We start from the raw sequence: 14,760 nt of genomic DNA, 5'->3' as shown, positions 1-14,760 counted from the left end.
GGTGACAGGCCGACGCCGCCCGCACCCGGCCCGTCCGCGAGACGGCCCCGCGTCAGTCCCGTCCCCACCGTGCCAAGCCCCGCAGGACGGCGCTGCGGCCCTGATCGGGGACGGTCCAGAGGGTCTGGCCGCGCACTCCCCAGCGTTCCAGGAGAGCGTTGGCGGCCATGAATCCGCTCGTCGCCGCCCGCTCCATCAGTGCCACGGGGAGCCCCGTCCGCACCAGGTCACCGGCCACCACCAGGCCGGGATCGCTGGTGCGGACCGTCGGACGGTCGCCGTAGCCGCCGACCGGGAAGTGGGGGCAGTCGGCCCGCCACTCGTGCCGCTCGTCCACGACCGTCGCCGCGCGCGTCTCCGGATACACGGCGTGCAGCTGCTCGATCAGACGCTTCTGCTCCACCCCCCGGTCCGCCTCGCCCGGCAGCGCGTAGGCGTGCAGTTCGACCACGGATCCCCCGCTGCGCGCCGACCAGCGGGCGGCCTGGCCCTCCCATCGCTCCAGCACGCTGACGTTGTCGAGGGTCCCGTAGCCGCTGGTGCCGAGGAAACCGGGCCGGTCGCCGGCGACGGGCCGGTCCAGCCAGAGCCGCGAGACGAGGAACGGCGGCGCGTTGCGCAGCCGGCCCACCCGCTCGCGCCACGACGCGTCGGCGAGGTCCGCGGAACGTCCGACCACCGACCGCAGGCCGGCCACGTCCAGTGCCAGGACGGTGGTGTCGTATTCCCGCTCGCCGTCCGCGGTGAGCACACGGAAGCCGCCGTCCGCGGTGGACGCGATGTGCTCGACGGGTGTGGAGGTGCGGATCTCGACGCCATGACCGCGCAGATAGTCGGCGAGGGGTTCCCAGAGGGCCTCGGGGAACGGCTCGTCGGGCACGTCGAAGAGCAGTCCCTCCGCGGAACCGAGGAAGTAGATGTGGAACATCAGCACCATCTCCGCGGCCGACAGTTCCCGGGGGTCGGCGAAGAAGCTGCGGGAGAAGACCTCGAACGCGAGATGGTGCGCGGCCTCGGGGAAGCGCACGGACTCCAGGAAGTCGTGGGCGCTGACGGTGTCGAGCCGCTCGTACACCTCGGGGACCCGGACGTCGAGCAGCGGAAGAGCGGCGACCGGGTTCATGCGGAGCAGGTCCCGGGCGCCGAAGGTCGGGCTCAGCGCGACGAACCCGAGGGCGCTCCAGGGCGGGGTCCGCGGGACCCGGCGGAAGCTGTCCTCCAGTCCCCCGCTGTGGCGCAGGGGGTAGTCGGCGAGGCCGGTCAGGCGCTCCAGCCCCGGGTCGGTCCGCCGCAGCAGTCCGCGCAGGTTGTAGTACTGACGGAAGAAGGCGTGGAAGCCGCGGCTCATCGTCGCCGTGGTGCCGTCGCGCAGGTCAACCGGCCACCCCGCCAGACGTCCGCCGAGCGCCGGTTCCCGCTCGTAGAGCGTGACACGCACCCCTCGTTCGGCCAGGGCGGTCGCCGCGGCCAGTCCGGCGATGCCGCCGCCCACGACGGCGGTCGTCGGTGGACGCTCCCCGTCGAAGCGCGGGGTACCGGGCCGGGGGTGGAGCGTCCGGGCACGCCGGTCCCGGCCGCGCCGGGCGGCCTTGCGCCGCTCCGGGGCGCTCATCGGGCGCCCACCGCCGAGAGGACCGTGCGCCGGGCGACCACGGTGTGGGTGATGCCGGTCTGCCACCCCGGCAACGGCAGCACCCGTACGGAGTCGAACCCGGCCGACCGGACACGGGCCGCGAACTCGCCCGCCGTGTCGAACTCGACGACGCTGCGCCACAGATGGCGGTACAGGCCGCCGTCGCCGAGAGCGGTGGCCACGGGGAGCACGAGGCCGCCGCACACCGCCGTCCAGACGGCGCGGTGGACCGCGCGGCCGCTCAGGGTGTACTCGTGCACCGCCAGCCGGCCGTGGGGCGCCAGCAGGTCCCGCACGGTCGCGAGCACGCCGTCGGGATCGGCCACGTTGCGGAACAGGTAGGCGGCGAACACCGCGTCGTACGGTCCCCCGACCCCCGCCTCGGCCAGCCGTTCCGCCGGGGCGTGCGCGAAGGTGACGTTGGCCGGCCAGCGCTTCGCCGCCGCCCGCTCCAGCATGCCGGCGGACGCGTCCACCGCCGTGATCTCGGCGGCGGGGAGCACGCTCGCCAGGGCGGCGGTGGAGGCGCCGGTGCCGCAGCCGAGGTCCAGCACCCGCATGCCGCGCCCGTCGTTCGCCAGACCGAGGCGGCGCGCCGAGCGGCGCAGATGGGCGTGGTAGCCGGGATTGGCTGCCACCAGGGTGTCGTAGCTGCGAGCGGCGTGGTCGAACGCGGCGGCCAGGTCCGCGTCACGCAGCAGGTTCATGCGGTCTCCTTGTTCGGGGGACGTGCGCTGGGCGCAGGGCACGGTCATGGACCGGGAAAGGGGCGGCGGGGCAGGTACGTGAGTTCGGCGGCCGACCGCAGCATGGGCAGCACGGGGGCGCGGACCCCGACGGCGAGGTCTTCCACCAGATGCGTGCGGCCGTCCAGGAACCGCAGCAGTCGTTCCATCGGCACGCGCGAGAACAGCCGCGAGAAGAAGGCCGCGCCGTCGACCCGGCCGCTGTCCAGGGCTCGCAGCATCACGGCGTCCATGGCGCGGGACCGGCTCGAATGGGCCGGTGGCGGCAACGGACGGCGTCCGGCCGCCAGGGCTGCGGCGATGGCCCGCGTCTGCCGCTGCACGGCGGCGAAGGTGTAGCCGGTCGACGGCCGGGTCGCGCCTCCGGCGGCGCCGATCCGGAAGACCGAGGGCGCGGCCTGGCGGGGAAACGGCGCGTCGGTCATGGGGATCACGCCGGTCTCGGCCGCGACGATCCGGAGGCCGCGCAGGCCGAGGACCTCTTCGGTGTAGTGGCGCAGCGCGGTCTCGTAGCCCTGCCGGGTCAGGACACGGGGGGAGAACTCGGTGTATTCGACGAGCGCCTCGCGTGGGCCGGTGGGCAGGACGTAGCCGAAGGACAGGCCTCGTGACGGCTGCGGTGTCCGGAAGTCCATGAGTTCGACCGTGCCGGGGTCGAACACCGGTCGGTCCGAACGGACGAACCAGCCGTGGAAGTGCTGCAGCAGCGTGGTCCTGGCCGCGGGAAGGCTGCCGAGCGGGCGGGAGTCGAAGACCCAGCGCGCCCGCACGGTCAACGGACGTCCGTCGACGCCGTGGGCGTGGATCCGGGCGCCGTCCGGCACGGGCTCCACCGTGTCGACGGTCGCCTCGAGCCGCTGGACCCGCTCGCTGTGCGCGAGGTCGTGGCCGATCAGGGCTTCGAAGTCGTCCGAGCGGATCATTTTGTACCGCAGGGGCGCGATGTCGTCCTGGATCACCTGCCCGGCCGGGGTACGCACCCTCAGCTGCTGCCACTCCGCGGTGACCACCGCGTCGTACCGGCCCCGGCCGCGTTCCCAGAAGCACCACGTGCGGCTGGGTGGACGCAGCGGGCCCGCCGGGGCGTCCACCAGGAGCACCGAGAGCCGCCGGGCCCCGGGCGCCGGGGACGACAGCCGGTGAGCCAGGGTCAGTCCCGCGGCTCCCGCTCCGACGATGGCGACGTCCGCCTCGCTCACGGCCTTCCTTCCTTCCGCGCAGGCGACCAGGTTCCGCCGGCGCCGGTCGCCGGGCGACGCCTTCGCGTGACCGCCGTCGGAAGCATTCCAACCGAGGGGCCCTTCCGGATGCAGGCCACGCTGTCCGGTCGGCCGGACGATGACTCGGGCGGCCCCGGACGCGGTGCCCGCGGTCGCGCGGCGCGGGCGATCCGGACAGCTGCCGCGCCCCTCCCGCCCTCACCCCTCTCGCGCCTCGCCCCGGCGAAGCCATGCCTCGGTCCGGAATTCCGCCTCGCATCCGCGTCGGATATCCGGGCAATCCGGCACGCAACCGCCGTCCGACGGGAAAGTGAGGCCACCTACCCCTCGGATGGCGCATCCGAGGCAGCCACCCGCGCGGAATGCGTCTAGAAGGAGCAGCTCCGATCAAGACGAGAGGAACCGGGATGCGTCCCAGCGAGCAGAGGGAGCCCCATGCGACACGGCCATCCCCCAGCCCCTCCTGCACGCCCCGGCGGGCCTCCTCCCCCCTGGAGGACCCGCGCCGCGCCGAGCCCCCGCCCCCGGTCGGCCGGCGAGCCGAGGAGGGTCGTCCCGTCCGTCCTCCCGCCGCCGGCCTCGACGACCTCCGCGCGGTCGACGACGACGTCCCGGCGGCGGTAGGACGCCTCCTGGAGAACCTGCTGGCCGAATGCACCCGGCAGGCCTCCGCCCTCGACGCGGTGTTCGCCCACGACCTCGCCGAACGGGTCGCCCGCTTCACCCTCGACGGCGGCAAGCGGACCCGCTCCCAGTTCGTGTGGTGGGCGTTTCGGGCCTGTGCCGGAACGCCCGCCGACGCGCAGGCCGCCCTGCGCGTCGGCGCCGCCCTCGAACTCATCCAGACCTGCGCTCTGGTCCACGACGACGTGATGGACGGCTCGCGCGTGCGTCGCGGGCGGCCCACCCTGCACACGGAGGTGGAGACCCAGTACGCCACCGCCGCCCGCTCCCCCGGCAGCACACACTTCGGGGAGGCGGCGGCGATCCTCGCCGGAGACCTCGCCCTGGCGTGGGCGGACGACGTGCTCGCGGACACGGAGCTCGCCCCGGACACCGCGCGCCAGGTGCGCGGCCTGTGGAGCTCCATGCGCATGGAGATGGTGGCCGGGCAGTACCTGGACATCCAGGGCCAGACCACGTCGTCGCGGTCGCTGGTGCAGGCGATCCGCACGGCCTGTCTGAAGAGCGCCCTGTACTCCGTCGAGCGGCCGCTGGCTCTCGGCGCCGCCCTCGCGGGCGCCGACGCCACGGCCACCGAGGCCCTGTGCTCGGCCGGCCGGTGCATCGGCATCGCCTTCCAGCTCCGCGACGACCTGCACGACGTCTTCGGCGGTCCCGGCCAGGCCGGCAAGCCCACGGGCGGCGACATCCGCTCGGGCAAGCCCACCTACCTCGTCGCCGTGGCCCGGGCCCGGGCCGAGGCGGCAGGCGACCGCCGGGCCCTCGCCGTGCTGGGAGGCTCCGTCGGCCGCGCCGACCTGTCGGAGGCGGAGCTGGCCCGGGTACGGGACGTCCTCGTCTCCACCGGGGCACGCGAGACGGTCGAGACGAGGATCGACCGACTGGTGGCGCAGGGCATGCGCCATCTGGGGTCCGCCGTCCTCGAACCGGTCGGCCGCCGGCGGCTGCGTGAACTGCTGCACTCCGCCGCCGGAGCACCGCCGCCCGCCCCGGCGCGCGGCGGCGACGCGCACGGCGCCACGGACGGCCTGCCGTTGTCCCTGCTCATCACCGCCGCCAGGGAAGGAGCCGCTCGATGACCAGGAGCATCCCGGGACGCACGGATCATGTCGTCGTCGTCGGCGCCGGGCTGGCCGGGCTGTCGGCCGCGCTGCACCTGCTCGGCGCGGGACGCCGGGTCACCGTCGTCGAGCGCGACCCGTTGCCGGGCGGCCGCGCCGGACGCCTGGTGCGCGGCGGCTACCTCCTCGACACCGGCCCGACCGTGCTGACGATGCCCGAACTCGCCGACGAGGCCTTCGCGGCCGTCGGCAGCAGCCTGCGCGAGCGGGTCGACCTCGTCCCTCTGCATCCGGCCTACCGGGCCCGCTTCGCCGACGGCAGCGGTCTCGACGTGCATACCGGCGCCGCCGCCATGGAGGCGGAGATCGAGCGCTTCGCCGGTCCCGCCGAGGCGGCCGGATACAGGCGGCTGCGCGGGTGGCTCGAGCGGCTGTACCGGGCCCAGATGCGGCACTTCATCGACGCCAACTTCGACTCCCCCTTCCAGTTGCTGACCCCTGACCTGGCCCGGCTCGCGGCCCTGGGCGGCTTCGGCCGGCTGGACTCGCGCATCGGGACCTTCCTCAAGGACGAGCGTCTGCGCCGCGTCTTCTCCTTCCAGGCGCTGTACGCGGGTGTCCCGCCGGAGCGGGCACTGGCCGCCTACGCCGTCATCGCCTACATGGACACCGTCGCCGGCGTGTACTTCCCGCGCGGCGGTATGCACGCCCTGCCCCAGGCGATGGCCGACGCCGCCGCCGAGGCGGGGGCCGATCTGCGCTTCGGGCAGGACGTCGTCCGGCTGGAACGTTCCGGCGCCCGTGTCACCGCCGTCGTGACCGACACCGACCGGATCCCGTGTGACGCCGTGGTCCTCACCCCGGACCTGCCCGTCACGTACGGTCTCCTCGGCCGGACGCCCCGTCGGCCCGCACGGATCAGGAACTCGCCGTCGGCCGTCGTCCTGCACCTGGGCACCGACAGGACCTGGCCGTGGCTCGCCCACCACACGATCTCCTTCGGCGCGGCCTGGCGCAGCACGTTCCACCAGCTCACCCGCACCGGCGAACTGATGAGCGACCCGTCCCTGCTCATCACCCGTCCGACAGCCACCGACCCGAGCCTCGCGCCGCCCGGGCACCACCTGCACTACATCCTCGCCCCCTGCCCGAACACCGACATCGGGCCGGACGCCGCCGCCTGGGGGGACCTGGCGCCGCGCTACCGGGACAGCCTGCTCAAGGAACTCGATCAGCGCGGCCTCGACGGCATCGGCGCGGCCGTCGAAGAGGAATGTCTCGTCACGCCCGCCGACTGGCAGGCGCAGGGCCACGCGGCGGGCACCCCCTTCTCGGCGGCGCACACCTTCGCGCAGACCGGCCCCTTCCGCCCCCGCAACCTCGTCCGGGGCACCGAGAACGCCGTGCTCGCCGGCTGCGGCACCACGCCGGGCGTGGGCGTGCCGACCGTGCTGGTGTCCGGCAAGCTCGCCGCGGCCCGGATCACCGGACGCATGAACCGCACGCCGGGGCCTTCGCGCACGGCGCACACCACTTCGGAAGGAACCCGCTCATGACCGACCGCGAACTCGACGCGGCGGGCATCACCGACCCGGCGCTGCGCGAGGCGTACACCCGCTGCCGGCAGCTCAACGCCCGGCACGGCAAGACGTACTTCCTCGCCACCCGGTTGCTGCCGGTCGACCGCCGGCCTGCCGTCCACGCGCTCTACGGCTTCGCCCGCTGGGCGGACGACATCGTCGACTCCCTCGACACCCGCGTCACCGTGGACCGGCGCCGCGCGGAACTCACCCGCCTCCAGGAGAGCCTGGAGCAGGGACTGCGGGACGGCCGCAGCAGCGAGCCGGTGGTCCTCGCGCTCGCCGACACGGCCCGCAGGTACGGCATCGACCACCGGCACTTCAGCGACTTCATGGTCTCCATGCGCAGCGACCTGGACGTCACGGACTACCCGACGTACGACGCTCTCCGGGAGTACATGCACGGCTCCGCCGCGGTCATCGGGCTCCAGATGCTGCCGGTCCTGGGGACGGTGGTCCCGCGTGAGGTGGCGGCGCCGCACGCGGCAGCCCTGGGCGTCGCCTTCCAGCTCACGAACTTCCTCCGGGACGTGGGAGAGGACCTCGACCGCGGACGGGTCTATCTGCCCGGCGACCTGCTGGCGGCGCACGGGGTCGACCGGGACCTGCTGCACTGGAGCAGGCGCACCGGTCACCGTGACCCGCGCATCACCGAGGCGCTGCGCGCGGCCGCCGACCTCACCCGCGGTGTCTACCGCACGGCGGCCCCGGGGATCGCGATGCTCGACCCGGTCTCCCGCCCGTGCATCCGGACGGCCTTCGTGCTCTACGGAGGCATCCTGGACGCGGTCGCCGAGGACGGGTACGCGGCGGTCCACCGGCGGGCCGTCGTCCCCCGCCGGCGCCGCGCCGCGGTGGCCCTGAACGGCTTGCTGACCGTGCTGGCCACCCGGGCACGGTCGCGCGTCCGTGCGCGCAGGTCCTCTCCCACGGCACCGGGGCGGCACCTGCCCGGCACCCACCCCGTGCCCGTGCCCGTGCCCGCGCCCGAGCTGGTTCATGAGGAGGCCTCGTGAGTTCCGACCGTTCCGCTCCCCGCCGACGCGTCCCGTTGTCGCTGCGCAGGCGGCCGGTGCCCTGGGATCGCCAGCGGCCGACCTGGCGCGAGGCCAGGCCCTCCGTGATCACGCAGGCGCTCAAGCGGGCTCAGGCACGCCCTTCCGGGAACTGGTACGTCATCGGCGCCACCCGGGACGTCCCCGTGGACCGGCCGCTCGGCCGGACCGTCGCCGGGCAGGAGGTCGTCGTCTGGCGCGACGCCGAGGGCCGGTTGGTCGCCGGGCCCGGGGTCTGCCCGCACCTCGGCGCGCCCCTGCGGGACAGCCCCGTGCGCTGCGGCACGCTGGTGTGCCACTGGCACGGACTCGCCCTCGAAGGCTCCCCGTTCGCCGGCTGGGAACCGCTGCCCGTGCACGACGACGGGTTGCTGGTGTGGGTGCGGCTGGACGGCGTCGGCGGCGAGCCCCCGCTGGACGCGCCGGTGGTGCCGGTCAGGCCGGACCTCGCCGACGCGGTGTCGGCCGTGTACGAGGGCGCGGGGACCTGCGAGCCGGAGGATGTCGTCGCCAACCGGCTCGACCCGTGGCACGGAGCCTGGTTCCACCCGTACTCCTTCGTCGACCTCACCGTCGTCGACGCGCCCGCCGACGGGGAGCCCGACGAGGGGTTCGCCGTCGACGTCTCCTTCAAGGTGGCGGGGCGGCTCGTCGTGCCGGTGCGGGCGGTGTTCACCGCTCCCGAGCCCCGCACGGTCGTCATGCACATCACGCGGGGCGAAGGGGCGGGCTCCGTCGTCGAGACACACGCGACCCCCCTGGGTTCCGACGACCGGGGCCGGCCCCGGACCGCCGTCGTCGAGGCGGTCGTGGCGGCCTCCGACCGCCGCGGGTTCGCCGCGGCGCGCGGGCTCGCCCCGGTGCTGCGGCCCCTCATGCGCGCCGCGGCGGGCCGGCTGTGGCGGGACGACCTGGCGTACGCCGAGCGTCGCTGGGAGCTGCGCTCCACGGGACGTTTCCCCGGCTGAACCCGCCGCCCGCCCTCCCCGGCCGCGGACGCCCCGCGGGCCCGATCACGGCCCGCGGGGCGTCCGCGCGGGTCAGCCCGCCCTACGGATCCGAGAGCCTTTCGACCGCGGACGTCCGACGGGCTCGGCGCCGGGGCGACCGCGCCGGTGGCGGCCTCCGCGGCCTGCCGGGCGGCGTCACCGACCGGCTAGACCCCGACAAGGCCGGTGGCCGCGAGCACGCCGATGACGATGAGGAAGACGCCGATGATGAGGGGTCCCCAGCGGACGGTGGACTTCCCCGCCGCCGCGTTCGCTCTCCCGAACACGTTGTCCTGGCCCACGGCTTGGCGCGCGAACCTCTTGCTGTAAAGAATGAGCCCCAGGCCGGCGAGAGTCGCGGCGACCGAGACGAATATCCTCATTGAAGCCTCCTGCTTTTCCGGACGGCACCTGCACTCGCCCGGTACGGGACGAGTACAGGTGCCGTGCACCCGAGGTCGATGTCAGAACTGGATCTGCAGCCCACCGCTGCAGGTGGGGGTCGAGGCGTACGTTCCCAACCCGCCGCTGAGGCTCGCCGTCGGGGATCCGTCCCCGTCGTACCAGTACTCGACCTTCACCGTGTTCGGCGAGGTGACGGTACGGACGCGGTCGAGGTTGTCGTAGGTGTAGGTGACGGTGAGGCCGCGCGCGTCGGTGACGGTCCTGGTGCGGCCCAGCCCGTCGTAGGTGTACGTCGTCCTCCCCAGCGGCGCCGGCCCCTCGGCCCACTCGAGGTTGCCCTTGGAGTCGTAGTGGAAGCCGGTGGTGACCGTCCTGGCGGCCGTCATCTTCGTCTTCTGCGCACAGCGCTGGCCCTCGAAGCCGCCGCAGGTGACGGTGGCCGGGTTGTAGTCGTAGGTGACGCTGCCTCCGCCGGTGCCGGTCTGCGCCACGGACTTGGTGTTGCCTGCCGTGTCGTAGGTGAAGGCGGTCTTCTCGCCGTCCGGGTTGGTGGAGTCCTGGGGCACGTCCCCGCCGGCGATGGTCTGCGCGCGGCTACTTCTTCTCGCCCTTCGTCGCCTTTTCCGCGCTCTGTTCGTTGGCCTTGCCGCTGGACGCCTTCTTCTCCGCCCGGTCGGACGGTCCGCCCGCCTTCTTCGCCTTCGCGCGCACTGTGGCGCCGGTCGCGTCCGGGCGGGGGGCGGCGGCGCCCGCCGTCGGGGCCAGGCTTCCCGATACCGGGCGGACGCTCTGCGCGGGGGCAGAACCGATGACACTGGCGGACGGCTGCGGCGCCGAAGCGCCGGGGTTGTCGGCGCCGTCCTCCGAGGCGCCGGGAGCCGGGGAGGTCACGGCCGGACCGTCGGCGGGACGGGCCGCACTGCTGTCGGCGCCCTGCTGCGAGGAACCGTCGGCGACGGCGAGGGTGGCGGCCATCGCGGCGGCGAGTGCGGCGGTCGCCCCGGCCATCAGGACGCGGCTCCGGGTACGGACAGGTGCGGAAGCGGTTCGGGGCGTCGCTGCGGAAACGGGCCGCGCCGGGGCGGCCAGCGGCTTCCTGCGGGTGCTCGTGCCGCCCTCCGTGAGCTGCCGACCTGCGGCGAGGCTCGTGACACGGGTTGCGGGCAGGTGGGACGGGAGGGCCGTCCCGGTGGACAGAGCGGCCAGTGTCCGGGAGCAGTCGTGTGCGGTCGGGCGTGCCTGCTCGTCCAGCGCGGTCATGTCCCGCAGCAGGGCGGCGAGTTCCGCGGGAAGGGAGTCCGGGAGGGCGGGCGGGCGGTGCAGCCGCGCTATCGCCGCCTCCAACGGACCGCCGTCGTATTCGAGCCTGCCGGTCAGGCATTCGAGAAGCAGCAGGCCCAGGGCGTAGACGTCGGCCGGGCGGCCGACGGGCCGGCCCAGGACCTGTTCGGGCGCGAGATAGGCCGCCGTGCCGATGAGGGTGCCGGTGGAGGTGCAGGTGGCGGCGTCGAGCAGCCGGGAGATGCCGAAGTCGGTGAGGTGGGGGTGGTCCGATGCGTCCAGGATGACGTTGGACGGCTTGACGTCACGGTGGACGACCGCCGCCTCGTGCGCGTGGGCCAGGGCATCGGCGAGGCCGGCGCCGAGAGTGGCGGTGGCGCGCGGGGACAGGGGCCCATCGGCGATGCGCGCCTTGAGGGTGTGGCCTTCGATCAGTTGCATGACCAGATAGGCGTCACCGTCGTGCCGCCCTGCGTCGTAGGCGGTCACCAGCCCGGGATGCTGCAGCCGGGCCAGGATCATGGCCTCGCTCAGAAAGGCTTCTTCCGTGTCGAAACCGGTGTCCGGCCGGAACAGCTTGACCGCCACCGGCCGACGCAGCCGCAGGTCGAACCCCCGATGGACGTCCGCGGCCCCACCTGAGCCTATGAGCGCGTCCACACGGTATCGGCCTGCCAGTATCCGGGCGGAGCACCGGGAAGCCAGTGCGAAACCCGACTCACGGAACCCCAATGTCTTCTCCCACTTCCCTGAAGGACGCTTCCGGCGTACGCCCGCTCCGGCGGGCCTCCGGCCGCGGGTACCCGCAAGGCACCGGGCTACCCGTAGCGCCTCCCGTCGCAGGACCGGCTCAGGCCGGCCGGGCTTCCCGGCCCCGTCACCGCAGGTCGGCCGGGGGCTTGTGGCGTTCTGGCCAGGCGATCGTCGCGGTTGCCGGACCCGATGCCACCGCCCGACCATCGCTCATCGAGTGTCAACGGACCTGTACGTTCCCGACTTCGCGCACAATCCCCTCATGCAGCCACTGCCGGTTCCCTGCCCCGCCTCTCTCGTCCCGGACGCCTCCGGCACCGAGGCCTTCCACAGGGCGTACAGACAGGCCATGGAACACCGGGCCGTGTTCGTCGCCGTCGAGTCCGACGGCCCGCGGTGGACCGTGAAAGCGGACACGCTCACCGCCGGCCACGGACACCTCGTCGAGGAGGCCGTGAACGACGCCGTCCGGGCGGCGATAGCCCGTCTGGTCGACCGTCGTGAAGTCGGCGCGGACGCCTACGCGGGACCGATCTATTTCATGATGCACAACGTGTCGAGCGAAGAACGAGCCCGCGACCTCGCGGCCGCGCTGCACGCTGCCCTGTACGGGGACCTGGAACCCCTCGACCGGGCCGTGCCTCCCGCACTCGGGACCTGAACGTGCGAGCACGCCGGCCCGGAGCGACGGCATCGGCGCCCCGCGGGCCGTGGGTCAGGACTGCGTCTGCTCGGTCCAGACCGTCTTGCCCTGCGTCGTGTAGCGCGTCCCCCACGCCTGGGCCAGCTGCGCGGTGATGAACAGGCCCCGGCCACCCTCGTCCACCGTGTCGGCGTGCCGCAGGTGAGGGGCGGCCGATCCGGCGTCCCGCACCTCGCAGGTCAGGGTGCGGTCGCGGATCAAGCGCAGTTCCAGGGGCGGGCTGCCGTACCGCACGGCGTTGGTGACCAGCTCGCTGACGATCAGCAGGGTGTTGAACGCCGTGTCCTCGTCGACCCGCCACTCGGCCAGCTGCCGCCGGGTGCGCCGCCGGGCCTCGCGCACGGCCTCCGGGACCGGGTCGAGCGGCCACACCACGAAGCGGTCGGCGGGAAAGGCCCGGGTGCGGGCGACGATCACCGCCGCGTCGCCCGCCCCCAGCCCCTCCGGGAGCGCGTACACGAGGGCGTCGCAGAGATCCTGGATCGGACGGTCGCAGAAGTCCGGCGCCGAGGGCAGCGGTCCCGGGGACTCGGCGAGGTACCCGGTCAGCAGCGGATCGCTGGTGAACACCAGGACGCTGCCGTCCGGGACCTTGATGTCCGTGGTCGCGAAGGGCGCCCCCTCCGTCGTGCCGAGCCGGGGACCCGAGGGCGCGTCCACGAGGGCCACGCTGCCGTCGGGGCTGACCAGCAGCGGCGCCAGCCGGCCCGCCGAGGCCAGCGTGCACGTGCCGGTCAGCGGGTCGTGGACCGCGTACACACACTCAGCGGCGAGCGGCTCCCGGCGCGACGGGTCGCCGAGCGGCAGCCGTGACCGCTCGGCGGCGAGCTGGCCGGCCGTGTCGTACAGGCGGGCCAGCAGCTCGTCCGGAGCGAGGTCGAAGGCCGCCAGGGAACGGATGACGGTGCGCAGCTGCCCCATCGTCGCGGCGGCGTGCAGACCGCGTCCCGAGACGCTGCCCACGACGAGGGCGGTGCGGCCGCCGGACAGCGCGATCGTGTCGTACCAGGCACCCGGATCGGTGCCGGTGACCGAGAGGTAGGCGCTCTCCAGGGAGGCGTGGGTCTCGGGTCGGCGGGGCAGGAGTTGGCGCTGGACCATGGCCGCGATGGTGTGCTCGCGCATGTGGTGCCGCGCGTTGTCCACGCACAGCGCGGCATGCGCGGCCAGTTCCGCCGCCAGGTCGCGATCGGCCTCGTCGAAGGGCGGTGTGTCGCCCGTGCGGTACAGGCTCACCACGCCGAGCGGGGCGTCACGCACGACGAGCGGCACGGCGAGCAGGGAGTGGGCGCCGGACGAGCGGATCGCCTCCGCGACCGGCGGATCGTGCGCGAGCCAGGAATCCGTCGCGCGCAGCTCCACGAGCCGCGGACGCAGATCGGTCAGCGTTTGGGTGAAGGGCGTCGGCACGGGCAGCCGTCGGATGTCTCCCACCCGGTGGGCCTGCGGCGGGTCGGCCGACCCGCTGCGGAACGCGGTTCGCATCATGGGAGTGCCGGTGGGCAGGGGGGCGGGCGGGGGGTCGTCGCCGCGCAGCACCGCGTCGACCACCTCGACGATGGCGATGTCGGCGAAGACGGGAACCACGGCCGAGACGAGTTCCTCGCCGGTCACGACGGGGTCGAGCGTGCGTCCGACCTGGTCACGGACGGCCTCACGCATGGTGGCGCGGGAGCGGGTCCGCTCGCGTTCGGTGACGTCGACCGACGTGACGGCCACGCCGAGGGCGGACTCGCCGTGGCCCGCCAGGCGCATCGCGCTCACTTCGAATTGCCGCCGCCGGGGCGGCTCGCCGTCGATCAGCGCCGGCACGATGTGCTGAAGGAGGGGCACACCGGTGTCCAGCACCTCGCGCAGGAGCGGCTCCAGGTCGTCGTCGGCCATGTCGTACACCTCGCGGAGCGGCCGTCCTCTCAGCTCGGACAGGGACACGCCCTGCATGACTGGGGTGGCGGTGTTGACCCGCACCACCCTGAGGTCCGTGTCGAGCAGGTGCAGCCCGATCGGCGACCGTGTGAACAGCGCCTCCAGCATGGAAGCCGCCTGTTCGTCCACCTGCCGACCGGTATCGCCGTGCGCCACAGAGATCACCTCCATGCTCCGTACGCGACACAGGGGACGTACGAGACCTATTTGATCCCATTCCCCGTGGCAGGGCGCGCGGGGACCGCACCGCGACGCGACATCCGGGGCCCCCGGCCGGTCCGGGGCAGAAGCGGGCGCCCGGCGCCGGACGCGTGTCCGCTCCGCCGGTCGCGGCACACCCGGACCTACGGCCGGAGGATCGGCGGACAGCGCTCACGCGCGGGTGACACCTTCGGCGGGGCCGGACGACGCCCACCAGTCGATCACCCGGACAGCCATGGCTTCCGGCCGCAGACCCAGCGGATCGAGGCCGAAGTGATCTTCCAGCTCGCGCCGCAGAAACGTACCGATCCCAGTCCGGTCGGCGCCGGAGCGAAGCCGCTGCAACAGAGGAGCGAGCATGCAGTCGTACTCGTCCTGGACGTCGTCGGCGACGCCCATCGGATCCCACTCGTCGAGCAGATGCCGCAGGGCGTCCTCGGCGGAGGTGTTCCGGGGGCTCATCGCCCCAGCCTGCCACCCACGGACGACCACCCGGCACCCGGCCGGCTCCCGGCGTGCCGGA

The 14,760-nt window shown here is 73.9% G+C and carries 13 protein-coding genes; 5 read left to right on the top strand and 8 right to left on the bottom strand.

All coding sequences use genetic code 11. From position 1 onward, the window contains the following. Window positions 1–52: 52 nt before the first annotated feature. Genes J2X68_RS13340 through J2X68_RS13330 form a run of 3 tightly spaced genes read right to left on the bottom strand, consistent with a single transcriptional unit; the run spans window position 53 to window position 3,578 of the window. Complete coding sequence (locus J2X68_RS13340) at window positions 53–1,612, bottom strand: FAD-dependent oxidoreductase (protein ID WP_310432717.1); 1,560 nt, start codon at window positions 1,610–1,612, stop codon at window positions 53–55. After that, a complete protein-coding gene (locus tag J2X68_RS13335) occupies window positions 1,609–2,340 on the bottom strand; it encodes a methyltransferase domain-containing protein (RefSeq protein WP_310432716.1) in 732 nt (243 codons plus the stop codon). The genes J2X68_RS13340 and J2X68_RS13335 overlap by 4 nt, the downstream gene beginning before the upstream one ends. 44 nt (window positions 2,341–2,384) lie before the next feature. Then, window positions 2,385–3,578, bottom strand: a complete 1,194-nt coding sequence (locus J2X68_RS13330; RefSeq protein ID WP_310432715.1) for a lycopene cyclase family protein — start codon at window positions 3,576–3,578, stop codon at window positions 2,385–2,387. Window positions 3,579–4,006: 428 nt separating this feature from the next. Here J2X68_RS13330 and J2X68_RS13325 point away from each other — a divergent pair, with 428 nt between their 5' ends. The 4 genes from J2X68_RS13325 to J2X68_RS13310 are packed head-to-tail and all read left to right on the top strand — an operon-like array spanning window position 4,007 to window position 8,947. Continuing rightward, window positions 4,007–5,362 carry a polyprenyl synthetase family protein gene (locus tag J2X68_RS13325; RefSeq protein ID WP_310432714.1) on the top strand — a complete coding sequence of 452 codons (1,356 nt, stop codon included), beginning with the start codon at window positions 4,007–4,009 and terminating at the stop codon, window positions 5,360–5,362. Continuing rightward, on the top strand, window positions 5,359–6,900 hold the full coding sequence (locus J2X68_RS13320) for a phytoene desaturase (protein ID WP_310432713.1): 1,542 nt from the start codon (window positions 5,359–5,361) through the stop codon (window positions 6,898–6,900). The genes J2X68_RS13325 and J2X68_RS13320 overlap by 4 nt, the downstream gene beginning before the upstream one ends. Beyond that, the gene (locus tag J2X68_RS13315; protein WP_310432712.1) at window positions 6,897–7,940 is read left to right on the top strand and encodes a phytoene/squalene synthase family protein; all 1,044 of its coding nucleotides are present in this window, start codon (window positions 6,897–6,899) and stop codon (window positions 7,938–7,940) included. The genes J2X68_RS13320 and J2X68_RS13315 overlap by 4 nt, the downstream gene beginning before the upstream one ends. Next, the gene (locus J2X68_RS13310; protein ID WP_310432711.1) at window positions 7,937–8,947 is read left to right on the top strand and encodes a DUF5914 domain-containing protein; all 1,011 of its coding nucleotides are present in this window, start codon (window positions 7,937–7,939) and stop codon (window positions 8,945–8,947) included. The genes J2X68_RS13315 and J2X68_RS13310 overlap by 4 nt, the downstream gene beginning before the upstream one ends. A gap of 188 nt (window positions 8,948–9,135) precedes the next feature. Here J2X68_RS13310 and J2X68_RS13305 read toward each other — a convergent pair whose 3' ends face one another. The 3 genes from J2X68_RS13305 to J2X68_RS13295 form a co-directional block, all read right to left on the bottom strand. Beyond that, a complete protein-coding gene (locus J2X68_RS13305; RefSeq protein WP_310432710.1) occupies window positions 9,136–9,351 on the bottom strand; it encodes a hypothetical protein in 216 nt (71 codons plus the stop codon). Between the two features lie 81 nt (window positions 9,352–9,432). Beyond that, window positions 9,433–9,939 (bottom strand): RHS repeat domain-containing protein, encoded by a 507-nt coding sequence (locus J2X68_RS13300; RefSeq protein ID WP_310432709.1) that lies wholly within the window; start codon window positions 9,937–9,939, stop codon window positions 9,433–9,435. Window positions 9,940–9,967: 28 nt separating this feature from the next. Beyond that, window positions 9,968–11,314: a protein kinase domain-containing protein gene (locus tag J2X68_RS13295; protein WP_310432708.1), complete on the bottom strand. Its 1,347-nt coding sequence runs from the start codon at window positions 11,312–11,314 to the stop codon at window positions 9,968–9,970. 355 nt (window positions 11,315–11,669) lie between these two features. Here J2X68_RS13295 and J2X68_RS13290 point away from each other — a divergent pair, with 355 nt between their 5' ends. Further along, on the top strand, window positions 11,670–12,068 hold the full coding sequence (locus J2X68_RS13290; RefSeq protein WP_310432707.1) for a hypothetical protein: 399 nt from the start codon (window positions 11,670–11,672) through the stop codon (window positions 12,066–12,068). 54 nt (window positions 12,069–12,122) lie between these two features. On the opposite strand, the gene J2X68_RS13285 is transcribed toward J2X68_RS13290, so the two are convergent. Continuing rightward, complete coding sequence (locus J2X68_RS13285; protein ID WP_310432706.1) at window positions 12,123–14,207, bottom strand: SpoIIE family protein phosphatase; 2,085 nt, start codon at window positions 14,205–14,207, stop codon at window positions 12,123–12,125. 201 nt (window positions 14,208–14,408) lie between these two features. Further along, complete coding sequence (locus J2X68_RS13280; protein ID WP_310432705.1) at window positions 14,409–14,699, bottom strand: hypothetical protein; 291 nt, start codon at window positions 14,697–14,699, stop codon at window positions 14,409–14,411. Window positions 14,700–14,760 lie beyond the last annotated feature (61 nt).

The organism is Streptomyces sp. 3330, assembly GCF_031456635.1.
Classification (GTDB): domain Bacteria; phylum Actinomycetota; class Actinomycetes; order Streptomycetales; family Streptomycetaceae; genus Streptomyces.
Note: the sequence above shows the minus strand (reverse complement) of the source record. Positions and strands in the feature narration are given on the sequence as shown.